Here is a 17,807-nt window from a genome sequence, read left to right as displayed (position 1 = left end):
TCTATTGGCATCGGTAATCGGGGCTATCAGTGCTTTCCCTGAATGGGTCCACCAATTCGTCGCTATACGCCCCCATCAAAAGACGTTGTCTCGGCAACAGATTCTGGCGGAAGAAGCGGCTGAAGCGCACTACCGATGCCCCCTTTGGTGTCAGCTTTACGCACCCTGCCTTGAGATTGATCGTCCCGGACTCGAGCTGCTCGGTAAGCCGCACCTCAACCAGATGGTGCTCACGCAGATACTCTTCAGTAAAAACCCGGGCAAAAGCGTCCTGCCGAATCCCGCCTCCCCGCTGCTCAAGCTTTTCCAAAATGTAGATGGACAGCGAGCGGTCAATCACAGTCGGAAGAGAAATCGCAAGCGAATAGCCCAGCGTGAGCCAGAGCAAGACCGAGAGAAACTTCTCAAATTTCGTGAGGCTCTTGAAAAACCCCGACCAGAACAAGATCACTGCGGCAACCATCGTGGCCAGCGCGGTATCGCCAAGGGCTGAGTAGAACACCACATCAACCTTGAGATTACGCACACTGAGTACGTAGAAAGCTACCGTCGCCAGGAACCAGAGCGCCGTGCCGGCAAGGAATTGAAACCCCTTCCTCACTTGAATACCAAACGCCGGTTACCGCTGAAACTGAGCAAAACCTGAAGCGCCGTAGCCAGGACCAATCCAATCCTGTAATTGACTCCGCCAATGTCGGTTACCAGCGCCATAACACCTGCATGCAGCAAAGCAATTACCCCATAAAGCGCGACGAATTTTGCGGCCTGCTCGTGAAGCGGATCACGATGCCGCCTGAAAACATAGTATTTCGAGCCAATGAACGAAGTCGTTATTCCAATGCAAGCCGCCAACAAATTCGCCAAGCTGGCCGATGGCATGTCAAAGCCCTCTATCGCGACACTCAGCACAGAAAAATGGACGAGGGTGGAAAATGCACCATTAATGGCATAGCGAGCAGTTTCCCCTCTAATCATTGGAAACACGGTGCTCCATGATTTTTTCAATGAAATCCTGGTAACAGACCTTCGTTGCCACATTCCCTGCGCGCATAACCCCGACCAGCATCAGCGTCATCAGCGTCAACGCGCCTGTTTGCATGAGTATCAGTGTCATTAGACCGAGCGCAACAGAGAACCATCCCGGTGTCGAATAGCCCGTAAGCTTGAGTGCAATAGCGGAAACGATCCCCAGAACCGTAATGACCCCGACGCCCGCGCAACTCACGCCGACCCTAACCAGAACATCCTCGGCGAACACCATCATGGCCTTGAATCCATGAAGTACGAGGCCAACAAAGTTCATTTTCGATTGCCCCGCGTAACGCGGACCACGAGCTATGGACGTCACTGCAATCCTGAGCTTGGAAGAAATCGCCGTGGCTGCTGCGTGTATCTGCAACTCCTGCATCGAGGCCAAGCGCCTAACCGCATGGGGCTTGAGCGCCATGAAGTTGCCAAAGCCAATCTGCTTACCGGTCATCACACGAAACATGAGCCGATACAAAACATAGAAAGCCTTGAACCGGAAGGTCTCAACCCGGCTTCTACGGGCGGCAACAGCCATATCGACCCGCTCATCACGCAGCTCGTCAAGCAGGTCCTTTATGCTCCCGGGTAAGTCTTCACCATCTGAATCCATGACAACAACGGTTTGCCCTTCCTGAACAATTTGCGCCACATACCCAAGGCCAATGGCGATTGCTCGCTGATGCCCAACATTACGCACAAGCCGCAGGATCGCTCCATCAACCTTGGCACGCTCAAGAACCTCCACGGTCAGCGGCTCCCTGACCGAACCATCATCCACTGCCAAAACAAAGAGCGTCGCCCCGTACAACGCCCGAAGTTCACGAAAAAGGCGCTCAGCAACATCGCGATCTTCGTAGACCGGCGTAACGACGATCAGCTTGTGCGCACTCATTTACCGTGACTCAACAGCTGGTCGAAATATTCAATGGTCCGACGAAGGCCATCCTCGAGACAAACGGAAGGCTGCCAATCGTTTAGATGTTTGCGCGCCAGGGAAATATCCGGCTTGCGCTGCATGGGATCATCCACCGGCAAGGGGAGGAAGATGATCTTTGCACTGGCCCCCGTCAATTCAATCACGATTTCTGCGAGTTGCCGGATAGTGCATTCGCACGGGCTTCCCAGGTTGATCGGCCCAGGCAGGCCCGGCTCGCCGTTCGCTCCGGAAGGCATGTCCATAAACCGGATAAAACCCTCGATGAGGTCATCCACATAACAAAAACTGCGCGTCTGCCGACCATCGCCACACAGCGTAATGTCCTCTCCCCTCAGTGCCTGGACGATGAAATTACTCACCACTCGACCATCGTTGGGATGCATGCGAGGACCGTAGGTATTGAAAATGCGCGCAACACGGATATCGAGTCGGTGTTGTCGATGGTAGTCGAAGAACAAGGTTTCGGCGCAGCGCTTGCCTTCGTCATAGCAACTACGCGGCCCGATTGGATTTACGTTCCCCCTGTAACTCTCGGTCTGCGGGTGCTCGACAGGGTCGCCGTACACCTCGCTCGTACTCGCCTGAAAGATACGGGCTTTCAGACGCTTGGCCAGACCCAGCATGTTAATGGCGCCATGTACGCTGGTCTTGGTCGTTTGTACCGGATCATGCTGATAATGAATCGGACTCGCCGGGCAAGCCAGGTTATAGATCTGATCAACCTCGATATAGAGCGGAAACGTAACGTCGTGGCGTATGAATTCGAAACGAGGATGGCCGTGCAGATGGTCGATATTGCGCTTGGTGCCGGTAAAAAGGTTATCTGCGCAAACCACTTCGTCCCCACGTGCGATCAGGCGGTCGATCAGGTGCGAACCGAGAAACCCAGCACCACCAGTAACCAATATTTTTTTACGTGAATCCAAGTAGCGCATTTTTCAGACCAAACCAGGTAGTCAATAATTTTTCACGCCGTCAGCGCAAAGTAGTCGTCTTTGAGCTACCAGCACACGCCTTTGCCCCCCGCCAAACCACCGAAACATACGGAAGTAACAGATGACACTTGCAAAGGGAGAACCTTTTCAACGCCAATACTGCACGAAGCAATATTGACGAACGTGATAATTATCACGATTCTGCGCACTGCTGTCTTTTAGTCGAAAGTCATACACCATAATCCCGGAGACGCGACAACCTTATTCCCCAAGCATTCTCACTCCCATCCAGCACGCAGAGCATGCAGCAGAAGGCGATACCGGAGCAATCCGATCAACGCTCCTTTTCAAGCACCACGCACCAATACCGTGCACCAATGCTTAGCCCTTTGTCGACAAGGCAACAGACGACAGACAAGCCCAAGCCACATCAAACCAGAATGCGCGGATTCGCCGCCCCGCCGGAAAGACTGGCAAAGCGCGACGGCAAATCGCCTGGCAGGCAATAGCCGAACAAAAGCTCCTCGGCATCGAGCAAAGAAGCCCCCGTCGACAGCACATACTCCGAAACGCCGGCAAATGCGGCCAAACGCATCCAGAACATGGCCTCTTCAGTCAAGCTCGGACTGGCATTAAATGAGTTCGGAAAATCATGCATGACGCACCTCGCTTTCCAACAAGACGAAACCACGAGGTAGTACTAGCAATATTCGGCCCAGAATCAGGGGCAAAAAAAACCCGCCGACGAATCGGCGGGTTTTTCGTATGACTGGTGGGATGGGCGGAACACAACTGCATCACTACAGCCTTTGCCATTTATAGGAAAAACATAGTTGTGAATTTATTGTTACCCGTCGCTTTACCCGTTTTAAAACGAGCTGGGGCAATCACTCACTCGAAATACACCTGAAAACGACCACCGGATATAGAAAAAAACATTGCCGCAAACTTAGTTATCGATGCAGCCAAAGCTGCGTCGTGTATCAGAGGCGCTCTCAATCTTCTCGTATCCTCGCAGTGTCTATAATTTCCCAGAGTACCAACGAGCGATGCTCGCCTGCCGCCTTGATACCCGTCCAGCAAGTTGACTCATGACCATCCATTTATTGCTGAGCAGACACATGGATTGTAAGAGTCTGTTGAAGTAATGTTGCGACAATTTGGCATTCCGCGATGGTCCTAAAGTTTTATCTTTGAGCAAAGGAGGCAAAGAGATGGTCAAGCGCATGACGGGTGACTGGGTGCGTTTCCGCGAGCTGCCCAACTTAATGGAGCGCGATTTGCATTGGGCCGGCGAAACGCAGACCGGTGCTTACTGGGAAAATATGGAGACGGTTTGGCGTGTCGCGCTTGAGAGCTTGCAGGCAGCACAGGCTCAAGGGAAACAGTACGTGCTCTTTACGCATGGCTGGTCTACGTCGCGCGTTGGAAAGACGACATCTCGTTCCCAAGTGCGAAAGTTAATGGCCAGCAAGGAAGCCACGCCGTACATTCTGCGGAGCCAATGCATCCAGCACGACAGTGTATTTGTGGCAGCGATTCGCCCGCTTGCTCCGGAAGCACTCTCAGGTATGCCTCGGCCAACGGACTAAGCTAGCCTCCAAGTACGACCATAGTGACGGCTGGACCAACCTTGCGCAGGCCTGTACTCTGGCCATCCAGCAGTTGCCCGATGAGGTCAGCAATTCAAGGGCGATATAGCTTCAAGACGTTAAGGAAGCTGCTGATCGGTTCCGAATTGTTCAAAGTATTTGATGAACCCTTGACTAGCAGCGCGTTCAGGACGCTCCACAAAGTCCGACAAGTCAACAAGCACAAAGAGGAATGCGATGCCGAAATATAACCTTTTGATCGACACTAACATCTACCGAAAGTGTCCAGGTCGCGACGATTTGGCCTTCAAGGCACTAGAAAGGCTTTGCAAGGAAGGAGTGTTAAAGCTCTATCTACCTTATGTCGTTGAGCGCGAGTTCCAGACACAGCAGATTGATGTCTATAAAAAGGAGTTTGACCTAGTTTCGAAAGGGATCGATGGGCTCTTGCGAAAGAAGCAGGCACCAAAACAAATGCGCCAAATTGAGACAATCAAAACCAAATTAGATGCTATCAAGGAGCCTACTCTAGCTCAAGTAAATGCCGCCTTGCCGAAATGGATTGAGTCGATAGGAGGTAGCAAGCTGCCACTCACCAAAAAAGATGCCCAGGCAGCAATGGAGGCCTATTTTTTGGGCAAGCCTCCATTGACGGTTGCCAAGGAACGCGAGGACATCCCTGACGCCTTTATTTTCCAAAACATCTCTCAACTGGCTCGTAATCACGTTCCACTTGTTGTTATTGCTGAGGATGGAAAAGTTTTCAACGCATCAGCTGCCTTAGATGGCGTTCGCGCCTACAAAAGCCTCGCTGAGTTCATCGAATTGCCTGACATACAGGATGAGATCCTAGAACTCGATGTGGTAGATAACCTTTCTGCACTTCGCGTTGCATTCAAGAATCAGGAGAGCGAAAGTGGCGAGGTTGCTTATTTGATGGAGCACCATGTCGGACAAAAGCTCTACGGAAGGACGGTCCATTCCCGAACAATCCCAGACGACAACAACGAAGGGACCATCACCTCATACTGGCATCCAACCGATCTAGCGCTGGACTACGACGAGTTGCATTATTTCGGCAACGGCGAATTTGGGCTTCCGTTTAAGTTCGATATGACTGTCTCCATCACGTACTACATTTTTAAATCCGATTTCTACCTGATGGATGAGGAAAAAATGCCAAGCGTTTCGGACCACAACGACCACTACTTCGAGGCCGAGTCAGAAATCGATATTCATGTTGAAGGGTTGGTGAAGCTGTCGATTGATCCTGCCTTGGTGAAAGAGGTATCAGCAGAAGTGATTGAGGAAAATCTTGAAGCCTCCATCGATTCAATCGACAACGTTACCGTTATTGAATAAGCAGAAATGATTGACTTGCTTGATCAGCCGATTTCACTAAACATCCCCTAGGACTGAAGTTCAAGCCATATGGCTTAAGAACATGCATAGATCAACATCATCATTTTGATTATTGTGCACTGTTCATTCTGGTATGATTTCGTTCTACTCATAGCGAATGGCTGTCGATGGAACCCAGTCACAAGGGAAGCTCGGAATCCCGGTTCTCGCAAGCGCAGCGCGAGCGATTGGCCTATCTCGAACTTCGGCTGTATTTCTTCGGTGAGTTACAGCGTGCAGACTTGGAAGCTCGATTCGGGATTGCACCAGCCGCAGCGACACGAGACCTTAACTCATACCGAGCTCTTGCCCCCCAGAATCTGAGCTATGACAGCAGCCAGAAGGCTTACGTCCCTTTAGCCCAGTTCAAACCGCTGTTCCAATTTTCGCCCGAGCGCATCTTGGCCTGGCTGCTCCAAGGTTTTGGGGATGGACTAGATCTCAGGATTCGCAAAGCGATTCCATGCGAAGGGCCGAGTCAATTGATAGCCCCTGATTTTCAGGTTTTAGCTATCTTGACCCGAGCAATACTGAACAAGCGCCCGGTTCAGGTGACCTATCTTTCCCTATCCTCGGGCCCGAGCAAACGAGTAATCGTTCCTGTCGCACTGGCAGACAACGGTCTACGCTGGCATGTCCGTGCCTACGACCGTAACCGAAACCGATTCTCAGATTTCGTTCTGACCCGGATCACCAAAGCCAAGTCGCTTGATGAGAAATCCGACGAATCAGAACAATTGGGGGCGGATGCTCAATGGGCACGCCTTGTTGATCTTGAGATCGCCCCGCATCCGGGGATTGCATTCCCTGAAGCCATCGAAGCCGACTACGGCATGCGCGATGGCCATTTACGACTTCAAATGCGAGCAGCACTGGTTGGGTATGCGCTCAACCGTTGGAACGTGGACTGTTCGCCGAACCATTCCCTCGACTCCAGCCGACATCACCTTTGGCTGAGAAACCAAGAAACGCTGTACGGAGTAGAGAGCGCATCTCTTGCTCCGGGGAGAGAAAAACAATGAAGAACTCTGACTCCAACTCCATTGAGTACGAAGCAACCCCGGTTGCCAGCGACACTCAGGAGATTTTCAGCGGTGGCTTAAACATCGCCATGGCGCTACAGAAGCTTCGTGCGCGGCTGCTGGATCTCTCTACCCGCAATCGATTGCTCAACTTCAAGCATCCCAAGGGTCGCTCGATGCAGTACGTAGCGGTCAAGAACATGGACGTGCTATTTGATCGGATTCTGGATGGTCGGCAAGCACTGCTGCTGCCAGTCCCAGAACCGGACCCTAAGTACATCCCTGTTGGTACAGCGAAGCCTGATGCCAAGGAGCAGGCCAAGTTTGAGGGCATCAGCACATCATTCGATCTGGCCGAGCCAATTCAGGACAAACACCCCGGCCCCAAGGGAACCATCATCCAGACCCTGCTCTACCCCGCAGATCTGGAAAAGCAGGCTCGCAAGATCTCGACGGAAGCTCGTACGGTCATCGAAGAAACCGGCTCGAACATGCTCTATCTCGTGTTCGGCTTCCTTGAGTTTTACGACTCAGATGCGTCAGAAAAGCCGCTGCTGGCACCGCTTTTGTCTGTTCCCGTCAGCCTGACCAAAGGCAATATCGATCCTGATACCCATGTCTATAACTACTCCCTGTCCTACACAGGTGAAGACGTTGCCGAGAATTACACGCTGCGCGAGAAACTGAAGCAGGATTTCAGGCTCAACCTGCCAGAGCTTGGCGAAGATGAATGTCCCGAGGAGTATTTCAGGGCTATCCAGGATACGGTGAGCAAGAAAGCCAGATGGCGTGTTCGCCGTCAGCTATCTCTTGCGATGCTGGCCTTCGGCAAGTTGGCTATCTGGGCCGATCTCGATCCGAATAAATGGCCTGATCTGCTTAAAAACGATCTACTGAAAAATCTGTTTGAAGGCGGAGGTGGCTCCGGTGACGGTAACGATCCGCTGATGGCAGAAGACTATGAGATCGATGGCCACGCAAAGGCTGATCTCCCCATCATCTATGACGCGGACTCATCACAGCACAGTGCGCTGATTGATGCTCTTGATGGGAAGAACATGGTGATCAACGGGCCTCCTGGAACAGGCAAATCCCAGACCATTACCAACATCATTGCCGCAGCCCTTCAGGCCGGGAAGAAAGTCCTTTTCGTCTCGGAAAAGCTCGCAGCTCTTGAGGTTGTTCGCCATCGCTTGGATAGAGCCAATCTCGGTCACTTCTGCCTTGAACTGCACAGCCACAAAACGCAGAAAAAGAAGCTGCTTGAGGATATCCAGGCGCGAATTGATGAAAAATTCACGCCGCAAAATCATCTTGCCGCGAAGCTAGCCGTACTCATCGAGCAGAAGAAAACGCTGCAACGGCACGCTGAGATCATGGGCTTGCAGGTGGCAAACAAGCTTGGATTGACTGTAGCAGAGGTGTTCTGGGCAGCCGAGCGTCCCCGGCAAGAACTTGGTGACCTAGACGACCGAATGCATGGCTTGGCAATAAAAGGTGCTTGGGACATGGACCATGGCGCCTACGAAGTACGTCGTGCCGTGCTCAACGATGTCGGTGAAAAGTATCGAAGCATGGGTGGCTTTGGTCGCCATCACCCGTGGTGGGGCTTCTGGCCGAACCAATTAACGCCAGGCGATGAGCGAGACGCTGGAGATATCGCATCCAAGGCGCTGGGCTTTGCTCAGAACCTGACCGTTTCGGCAGAGGCCATTCAATCGCTGGGCAAGGATGGGGACGAACTCTCTATCGTTGAGATCATCGCTATCGCAGATGCGGCAGAGAACCTTCCTGAGCCTCCTGCAAAGCTGATTGCAGATCAACTTCCAGTCCTGTTTGACCATACCCTTGCTGACAAGCCCAGCCATCAAGCGTTGGCCACCATCATCAAGCTCATCAATGATATCCGTACCGCCCGTGCCATTCAGCGCAAAACGCTGTTGAGTGGAGCGAATCCACGTGAGGCTGAACTAAAACTTGCTGAAGAAACTGCCTTCGCCAAGATTGGCGCTCATCAGATTTTGAAACCAGAGGCACTTGATCAGAAAATCAGTGAACTGAAGCTGCTGCTCAGGAAGCTGCGCGACAAGACCGACGATTTCTCAGAACAGGTTGAAGACCTCAAACCAAAATTCGAAGCCGTTGGCCCCAATGCGATCAACGCAGTCTCCCAGGCTATCACCAAGCTTTCGGCCTACCCGATCTCAGAAACGCCACTCTCTTACCTGCGCTCCCGTGAGCATGCACTGGCCGATATAGCAGCAATATTGAATCAGGCACTAGGCGTCGTGACCGAAAAGGCGGCCAAGTGGCACATTCCGTTTGATGGGTCTGTTGAAGCCGTCAGAGACTTGGCGAACCCAATTGGCCTTGCTGACCTGATCCCTACTGCCGAGGCCGACGAAGCCACCATTGCAGAGTCCAAACAATGGGTGACTTCGCCCTTTGCCAACCGCACGATTGATGACATCGAGCAAAACCTGAGTGCCTTGCGCGGTCTCATCAACGATATCGAGAAGGCACACGAAACCCTGACGAAGTGCGCCCAAGAAACTGGGCAAGCATTCGATGGCACGACCACCTCTGTTTCCGAGTTAATTTGCGTCTCTACTGTTGCAAGCCGTGCCCCAGAAGAACTGCTCTCCTATCGAAAAAAGCAATACGAGCATACGCGCCATCCTGAGGTGCTGAAGAAAGCCAAGGATGACCATGGCCGTGAAGCATCGGGGCGACGCGAGCTTGGTGACTCCTACTTCCTTGATGCGCTGCCGGGCACCGATGAACTGAAGTGGGCTGCCCGCATTTTCCGTGAAGGCGACAGCTTCTTCAACATCTTCAAGGGTGACTGGCGCAAAGCCAAGAAGCTCTACAAGAGCATTGCTCAGGTCAAGAGTAAGCACAGCGCCGATACGCTGATGAAGGAATGTCTGAAAATTGCCGAATGGCAGGAGCACCGCCAGACATTCCTTGGAAACAAAGATTACTCGGACTGGCTGGGCGAGCTATTTAACGGGGTCGATACTGACTTCGAGAAGATTGATCGTCTGGCTGCATGGTATCGCGAGAGCCAGGAAGCTTTGATCTCCTGCGGCTCACTTGCTGACCGGTTTGACCTCACAGGTCTGGATCATCGGAAAATTGGTCAATTGTCGGCCAGAACCAAATCGATTGAGGCTTCGGCGCAAGCACTGAATGGCCTTGAAGAGGCTCTTGCCAGCCTGCTCCCGCAATCAGCAAATCCGCGTGACCACCTGAAAACAGGGGGTTGGAACAGCTACCTTGAAGGTCTCAAGCAACAAGTTGAGCACGTTCAATCGCTTCTCAACTTCTTCAAGACCAAGGCACGAGGATCTGTCTCTCCCCAACGTACATTGGAGCTACTGGAAGCAAAACGCGATCTGGCCAATGCCAACCAGGAACTGGAAACGCTCATCCACGGGGGCGATAGCATTGCTCAAGCCGCAGGACCAGAGTTCGCAGATCTTGCCGCATTGAGTTCGCGTCCCTGGCAGGAGCGGATTGAAGCCGTGCAAAGCCTTTCAACACAACTCGGCACACTGGCCGGGCTGCTGGATCGCTTCGTTGATGAGTCGACCTCACCTAAGACAGCCATTCGACTCTTGAACTCGAAAATTGCTGTTGATCATGCCGTTGAAGCCTTCTCTGAAATCCTCTCGAAGGTAAAACCCACGAGCTGGGACGGCTATATCCAGTTGGCGAGAAATCTGGAGGAGCGTGTTGAATCTCTGCTTGGACAGCTTGAGTCGTTCGCCGAAGTTGATCACACTGCATCGAGCGTAATCAAGGCAATCGAAGCAAAGGTCGCTGCCGACTCTAAGGATGAACTGCTGCTAACCGATCCGGATATCCAACGTTATTTCGGCCTGGTTCTGGACTCTGAAAGCACTGATCTTGAGGCGCTGGATTCAACATGGAACTGGGGGAGCGCAATTGCCAACAGCGCCCTGCCCCGTTTTATCAAGTTCGCCATCATCAACGAAGGCCCACAAACACTTACCTTCCTCAGAAAGCGTGCTTCTGCTGGCCAAGAGGCGTATCACGCCGCACGCACCACGCTAGAAACCTTGAGTCAGTTTGGTCGTTTGGACTGGTCAGAATGGCTGCGTCAAACCGCTGCCGGAGACGACGAACGCCCGGCCAACTTTGAGGCACGGATCAAGGCAGCAGTTGATGCTGCTGATGACGTGTTGTCCTGGGCAAGATACTTCGACACCAAACGCAATTGCGATGATCGTGGACTGTCTGGATTTGTTCAGTTACTTGAACAGGGACAGTTGCCTCCAGAAGCACTTCCCACCGCTTTCGAACGTGTTTTCTACGCTTCGATCGGAAAGGAAATTTATCGCCAACACAACGAACTCGCGGGCTTCTCAGGGCAAACCCACGACAAGCTGCGGGCTGATTTCATGGCGCTCGACAAGGAGATCATCAAGATCAACGGTCTGCGTATTGCCCATGAAATAGACAAGAACAAAGTCGTTCCATCAGGCACCACCGGCATCAAGGCATCTGACCAATCCGAGATGTATTTGCTGCGGCGTGAACTTGGAAAGATGAAGAAACATATCCCAATTCGTCAGTTGGTTAAACGTGCCGGTCGGGCACTCCAAGCACTGAAACCTTGCTTCATGATGGGGCCGTTGTCTGTTGCTCAGTACCTCGAACCCGGCTCACTAGACTTCGATCTGGTCGTGATGGACGAAGCATCCCAGCTACGCCCTGAAGACGCTCTGGGTGCGGTTGCGCGTGGCAAGCAACTAATCGTTGTGGGAGACCCCAAGCAGTTGCCGCCGACCTCCTTCTTCGACCGAATGGCAGATAGTGCTGACGACGATGAAAGTGAAGAGACGCCTGCTGCGCTGGATGGCTCCGAAAGCATTCTCGATATCTGCCAACAACTCTTCAGCCCGGTTCGCACGCTGCGCTGGCACTATCGCTCGCAACATGAGTCCCTTATTGCCTTCTCGAACTTCCACTTCTACAAAAGCAGCCTGGTTGTCTTCCCGTCGCCCTATGTGCGCGGCAAGAACCTTGGTGTGTCCTGGCGTTATGTGAAAGAAGGCTCCTACAAGGATCGTCGCAACATCCCGGAAGCCGCCCGGATTGTCGATGCTGTCGTTGAGCACATCCTAAAATCGCCTAAAGAATCGTTGGGTGTTGTTTCTCTCAATCAGACGCAACGAGATCTGATTCAGGACTTGCTGGAGAAGAAACTGAAGTCCTTCGACGAAGGTGATCGTTTCCTTGCTGACTGGGAAGAGAAAGGACTGCCTTTCTTCGTGAAGAATCTTGAAAACGTCCAAGGTGATGAGCGCGACGTTATCTTCATCTCCACTACCTACGGAAAGGCACCAGGCACAGACAAGGTTCGTCAAAACTTCGGCCCGATAAGCAGGCCGGATGGTTGGCGTCGCCTAAACGTTCTGTTCACTCGCTCCCGTCGTCGCTTGGTCCTCTTCTCCTCAATGCAGCCTGAGGACATTGTGATTGATGAGAAATCGCCTGCCGGCACAAAAGCACTGCGCGATTACCTCGATTTCGCAAAGCGTGGCGTGCTGGTAGCAACCGACTACCTGGATCGAGAGCCTGATAGCGACTTTGAAATCTCTGTCGCCAACGTACTAACGTCGCAGGGATACGAGGTCAAGCCTCAACTCGGCGTAGCCAACTTCTTCATTGATATGGCCGTTCGCAATCCTGACAGGCCAGGCGAGTTCATTGCTGGTATCGAATGCGATGGAGCCACTTATCATAGCTCAGCATCTGCTCGTGATCGTGACCGCATCCGTCAGGAGATCCTAGAGTCCCTTGGCTGGCGTGGCCGTATCTGGCGCATTTGGTCAGCCGACTGGTTCTACAACCCAAGACAGGAAACCAAGCGCCTGATCGAGTTTCTTGAAGAGCGCCGTCGCCTTTCCAGCCTTGAAGCTCCAGCCTTCTCCGAAGAAACGGAGCTTGAAGAAGAGTATGACGATGTCCAGGTTGAGGCGCCAGTAATCCAACCACCGATTGTTGAGGTCGTGGAACCAGATGAAAGGGAAGCTGACGATGCCTTCGTTGATGTCGGCAACGTTGTCACCTACTGCTTCATCGACAAGCCACAAGAGCGCCACACAATTCATATCGTTGAGGGGCATTCGACCGCCACTGGAACGATTGGTGAAGATACACCGCTGGCAATTGCCCTCCTCGGCCTTGAGGTTGGGGAGGTCGGAATCATGGTAGTCGAGGGCCGCGCTGATCGGAAGGTTCGCGTACTGAAGATAGAGGAAGAAGCTGTATCGGAAAACTGATGCTCTCGGCGGCGAATGAGAGTTTAGATACCTACCCTCGCCCTTAAAACGTAATTACTTACCTGCATATTTGACCACCAGGAACTCGCGTGTGATTCAACTCTAATACTTGGGAAGGAAGCCTTAGCATTCCGATATGTCGTCCGCGTACCTAAATCATCGCATTCCGTTTGCTCTTGGCCCAGATGGACAAGCTGCCTCCATCCTTGATGTTCCTAGAGGACTGGCCTGCAAATGCACGTGTCCTTGCTGCAAAGCCCCTCTTGTCGCCTACCAAGGTGATCGCCGACTGAAAATTTGGTACTTCGGTCATGCCGCTGGCACTAGTTGCGCAGGAGCGCTTGAGTCTGCGTTGCATCTCGCAGTTAAAACAATCATCGAACAGGAGAAGCGCCTGCTACTTCCCACTTGCGACGTCATTCGATACCCCGATGATTGTCAGTCAGAATTAAAATGGGAATCAGAAGGGTTTGTTGCACCGCCTTATCGATACACAACCTTAGTAAGCAACTATCGCAGCTGGATCGAACGCTTTGGTGCGGGCCTGGCAACGGTACCCGAATCTCCGCAAATGGCAGAGTTTGACCAGGTATTGGTTGAGCAATGGGAAGGTGATTTACGCCCAGACTTAATCGGGATCAAGGGTGATCGGCGCTTGTACATTGAGGTCGCCGTAACCCACAGAATTGACGCAAAGAAACTGAATCGAATCCGAACACGGCAGACCGCGGCCATAGAAATTCTGGTGCCACGAACTGCGACGTCATGGGATGAGCTGCGAGAGCTGGTGCTGAACCAGAGCAACGGGAAACAATGGGCCTTCAGTCCGCGAGCAGAGTCAATTGCTGAAGCCGATTACCAAGACAAGGAGCCAATTCGAAAGGCTCGGCGCGATGCTGAAGCAAAACGATCAGCAGATGCCGCAAGACGTGCGCAGGAGGTACAGGCATGGCGGGATGAACGTAAGCGGAGAGAGGTCGAAACAGCGGCGCAGTTCGCGGAAAAACAGGAACTTGCGGCCAAGATTCAAGCAGCAGAAGCCAAGTTAGCTGCGGAACGTGCTGCCGAATTCCGAAAGGTCCAAGCTGCGGCACGTGCAGCCACTATAAAGTGGGAAGCAGAGCAGGCAGCGGAGAGACAAAAGAGTGAAGCTGAGGAAGAGGCCAAGCAGCGGCTGTTGGATGCCGAAGAGGCTGTACGTCGTGAAACTGCTATTGTCGCCTTGCGAGAAGGCCATCCTTCGCCAAACTTACCGCTAAATGGATTTGTACTATTCCTTGATCTAGATAGCGCGCTACAGCCTAAAGAGCGCGGCTTTATAGATCGGCTACGCTGCATAGCCGACGCACTTCGAGATACGCTTTGCGACATTGTCGTCACTTCTGAAATTCGTCACGATCACTCGGCGTATGAAATAGCACAATTGCTCACTCCACTAGGAGGGCGGCATGTTGGAGTGACACCGATTCTTGACCCTTCAGATCCTTACGGGAACCGCGCTAAAGAAATTGAAAGCTGGGAAAAAGCCAATCCAGGGATACGCAGCGTGGTGATAGATGGTTCTAGCGGCGGATTTGGCAATCGGCATGTACTCGACGTTTCCATTCGTACCGGACTAACCGACTGGGATGCTGATGAACTCCGGCAATATCTTCGAAAAAACCGAAGGTCACTGTGAAAAATCGCCACTTATACATTATCGGCAACGGCTTCGATCTGTGGCACGGGATTCCCTCTAGATACAGGGAATTCAAATCATATTTAGAAGAACACGACCGAGATTTGCTCCATACGGTTGAAGACTACCTACCAGCCGGGAAGGATTGGAGTGATCTAGAGTCTTCGCTTGCAGGAATCGACGTAGACCGCATCATTGATGATCTGGGGCATTTCATGTCCTCCTATGGAGCGGATGATTGGAGCGACTCGGGTCACAATGATTTCCAGTATGAGGTCGAACGCACTGTCCAAATGCTTTCGAGTGAGCTCCGGAAACAATTTGCCGCGTGGATACGACAACTCTCCATCCCAACGCCGATGACAGCACCTCAGTGCCTGAAAACGATCAATTCAGCAGCCAACTTCTTATCTTTCAACTACACCTCTACTCTCCAGATCCTTTACGGAGTCGCTGACGATCGCATTCTGCACATACATGGGAGATCTGACATCCATGACAGTGATCTCATCTTGGGGCATGCCTGGAACCCCATGGAACGACGATCTCTTAACGATAGAAACGACATTGAAGACATAGATACTCGGCTAATGGAAGCGCACGATATCCTCGATGAGTATTTCGCAAACACATTTAAGCCTTCGACACGGTTGATTCAAGACTACCGTTCGTTTTTTGAGCAGCAGGCAGAGATTCAAATTGTGTCAGTACTTGGGCACTCACTTATGCCAGTCGACGCACCGTACTTCGCTGCACTTCTCGCAGGAGGAAAACTTACCGACGCTCAATGGCAATTGGCTGTTCTCCCAGAAGATGACTTGGAAGAAAGAATCTCACTCCTTCAGGATTTAGGGGTGAATGAGACCAAAATCACCACTATATTTTGGTCTGAGATCTAGAGCACATCACCTTCAGTCGAGGTTGACGGGCGAAACAATCAAGGCACGTAGCTCCAAAAACAATTTAAATATTTTTTCCTTGTTGACGAAATATAAAAAATGCACATAATACGTTGACGTTTTTCGGAGATTGCACAATGCAACGTTCTAGATCTAACCTGCCTTCGGCCCTCAAAGAGGAATACTTGACCCTTGTCGCCAGCTGGTTCCTTGAAGAGTGGTATGCGACAGAAGATGATCTCGTGCGTGATACGGACACACCGTACACCATTGGCACGACTCGCTTTGGCCGCCAGAAACAGCGGATCAGCAACGAATATGTGTCTCGTCGCCATTCGTGGCTTCGCGTTGAAAACAATGGCCTGGATATTGTCTTCTCTGTAAACGGAATCCCCTGTCGCTTCAGTAACGACAATGCGGATGCACCGAAAAAGCGTGCTGTATTGGAAGTTCATCCCTTCCAAATGAGCCTGATTGAAGAAGCAGCCCCAGGCGAGGCTGCGCGATTCGTTTTCGTCATCGACCAAGGTTTTGGCGAAATTGAAGAGCCACACGTCCTGCTTCTGGGATTCTCTGCCTCTGGACAGGAAGCCTGCCGCTGGCGTTCGGGCGGTATTCTGCGCAAGCTTGGTGATGCCAAGAAAACCATGCCAGCGCCGGTCGAGATTCAAAAGCCGGTTATTACGCCGAAGCGGCGTGACCAGGATGATGATGCAGCAGCATCTGCTGGAGCATGACTCCGATCCTCGGATCAAATATTCGACTTGCCCGTCTCTTTAACGGTTATTCGCTCAACGAGTTGGGCGATTTGCTGGGCAAGTCGAAGCAATACTTAAGTCGCGTAGAGACAGGAGCAGAGCCTGTCTCTGCTGCGTTTGAGCAAGCCTTGGTCGAATCACTAGGAGTCTTGCCTGAGTTCCTGCGGAACGTGGACCCGATGCCCCTCACGGAAGAACAATGTCACTTCCGAAAGCAGCTGACAACGAAAGTTGCACTACGCCAATATGCTCGTGCGCGTGGCGAAATGCTGAAGCGCCTTGTGTGTGTCCTAGATGAATATCTGAATCTTCCAGAGCACAGCATTGCTGAGGCTGACCCATCCTCTGAAGAGGCGATTGAACGAGGAGCAGAACGCTGCCGAGTAAATTGGGGATTAGGCATGGGGCCGATCAGCAACGTTACGCGAGTCGCTGAAAATGCAGGTGCAGTAGTGATGCGCGTAAATGGCCTGGCTAATGAAGTGGACGCAGTCTCGTTCGCGACTCGTCGTCCTGTAATCGCCCTAAATGGTGCGGGGAGATCAGCATGCCGTGCGCGTTTTGGTATTGCTCATGAACTTGGCCATTTTGCACTTCATTGCGGCGTCCTGACGGGTGACCGACTGACAGAAACCCAGGCCAATCGCTTTGCAAGCGCCTTTCTCCTTCCTCGTGCCTCTTTTCTGGCAGAGAGTCATCTGGCATTGCGCCGTTCACGATTGAACTGGGATGGACTGAGTGAACTGAAGTTGCGCTGGGGCGTTTCAAAGGCAGCACTACTTTACCGAGGTCGGCAATTGGGGATTTTTAGTGATGATCAAGTTCGAGCGGGCTACATCACTCTGAATCGCCATGGAGAGGCGGTAACAGAGGACGAAGACTCAATGATGCCGCTCGAAACGCCAGAGGTTGTATCCGATGGCCTGCAGGTGATGAATGAACAACTTGGCGTCCCACTTTCCGCTGTGGCTCGCAAGATGGGCGTTCAGCCACGGTTGCTAGATAATTTACTTGGAAATGAAACTCAAAATAGCCATGCCAGCGTTGTAAATCTCTTCTGATAGAAGCTCATACGGTAATGTCTAAATCGATTGGCTCAGCTCCTCAATAGCTGCTATAGGAGCGATAGAAGGAAGCTTCGACTGTCTCGCTGCCACTTGTTGCCAAAAAAATCATCAAGAAAAAATACGACCCACAATGCATGAAGAGGCTCAAAGCCTCTTCATGCATTTCATTAGTGAT

General features: G+C 52.1%; 13 protein-coding genes. 8 read left to right on the top strand and 5 right to left on the bottom strand.

Annotated features, from left to right (window positions below):
* Position 1 precedes the first annotated feature (1 nt).
* From KI610_RS02870 to KI610_RS02850, 5 genes are all read right to left on the bottom strand, one after another.
* On the bottom strand, positions 2–601 hold the full coding sequence (locus tag KI610_RS02870; protein WP_226497189.1) for a hypothetical protein: 600 nt from the start codon (positions 599–601) through the stop codon (positions 2–4).
* Positions 598–975: a GtrA family protein gene (locus tag KI610_RS02865; protein WP_226498500.1), complete on the bottom strand. Its 378-nt coding sequence runs from the start codon at positions 973–975 to the stop codon at positions 598–600. The genes KI610_RS02870 and KI610_RS02865 overlap by 4 nt, the downstream gene beginning before the upstream one ends.
* Positions 968–1,921 (bottom strand): glycosyltransferase, encoded by a 954-nt coding sequence (locus tag KI610_RS02860; protein WP_226497188.1) that lies wholly within the window; start codon positions 1,919–1,921, stop codon positions 968–970. The genes KI610_RS02865 and KI610_RS02860 overlap by 8 nt, the downstream gene beginning before the upstream one ends.
* Positions 1,918–2,901 (bottom strand): UDP-glucuronic acid decarboxylase family protein, encoded by a 984-nt coding sequence (locus KI610_RS02855; protein WP_226497187.1) that lies wholly within the window; start codon positions 2,899–2,901, stop codon positions 1,918–1,920. The genes KI610_RS02860 and KI610_RS02855 overlap by 4 nt, the downstream gene beginning before the upstream one ends.
* 430 nt (positions 2,902–3,331) lie before the next feature.
* Complete coding sequence (locus KI610_RS02850) at positions 3,332–3,559, bottom strand: hypothetical protein (RefSeq protein ID WP_226497186.1); 228 nt, start codon at positions 3,557–3,559, stop codon at positions 3,332–3,334.
* Positions 3,560–4,115: 556 nt separating this feature from the next.
* Between KI610_RS02850 and KI610_RS02845 the strand changes: the two genes are divergently transcribed.
* From KI610_RS02845 to KI610_RS02810, 8 genes are all read left to right on the top strand, one after another.
* Positions 4,116–4,493, top strand: a complete 378-nt coding sequence (locus KI610_RS02845; RefSeq protein ID WP_226497185.1) for a hypothetical protein — start codon at positions 4,116–4,118, stop codon at positions 4,491–4,493.
* A 237-nt stretch (positions 4,494–4,730) separates the two neighbouring features.
* Positions 4,731–5,855, top strand: coding sequence for a PIN domain-containing protein (locus tag KI610_RS02840; protein ID WP_226497184.1), 1,125 nt, complete (start codon positions 4,731–4,733; stop codon positions 5,853–5,855).
* A 167-nt stretch (positions 5,856–6,022) separates the two neighbouring features.
* Positions 6,023–6,916, top strand: coding sequence for a helix-turn-helix transcriptional regulator (locus KI610_RS02835; RefSeq protein ID WP_226497183.1), 894 nt, complete (start codon positions 6,023–6,025; stop codon positions 6,914–6,916).
* Positions 6,913–13,230 (top strand): DUF4011 domain-containing protein, encoded by a 6,318-nt coding sequence (locus tag KI610_RS02830; protein WP_226497182.1) that lies wholly within the window; start codon positions 6,913–6,915, stop codon positions 13,228–13,230. The genes KI610_RS02835 and KI610_RS02830 overlap by 4 nt, the downstream gene beginning before the upstream one ends.
* A 352-nt stretch (positions 13,231–13,582) precedes the next feature.
* A complete protein-coding gene (locus KI610_RS02825; RefSeq protein WP_226497181.1) occupies positions 13,583–14,908 on the top strand; it encodes an HAD domain-containing protein in 1,326 nt (441 codons plus the stop codon).
* Positions 14,905–15,807: a bacteriophage abortive infection AbiH family protein gene (locus KI610_RS02820; RefSeq protein WP_226497180.1), complete on the top strand. Its 903-nt coding sequence runs from the start codon at positions 14,905–14,907 to the stop codon at positions 15,805–15,807. Before KI610_RS02825 ends, KI610_RS02820 begins: the two co-directional genes overlap by 4 nt.
* Positions 15,808–15,944: 137 nt before the next feature.
* A complete protein-coding gene (locus KI610_RS02815; protein WP_226497179.1) occupies positions 15,945–16,544 on the top strand; it encodes a hypothetical protein in 600 nt (199 codons plus the stop codon).
* Entirely contained in the window at positions 16,541–17,626 is a 1,086-nt protein-coding gene (locus KI610_RS02810; protein ID WP_226497178.1) for a helix-turn-helix domain-containing protein, read from the top strand. Before KI610_RS02815 ends, KI610_RS02810 begins: the two co-directional genes overlap by 4 nt.
* The last annotated feature ends 181 nt before the right edge of the window (positions 17,627–17,807 follow it).

Origin of the sequence: Ferribacterium limneticum (assembly GCF_020510565.1) — a bacterium.
Classification (GTDB): domain Bacteria; phylum Pseudomonadota; class Gammaproteobacteria; order Burkholderiales; family Rhodocyclaceae; genus Azonexus; species Azonexus limneticus_B.
This window is presented reverse-complemented; position numbering and strand designations above follow the sequence as displayed.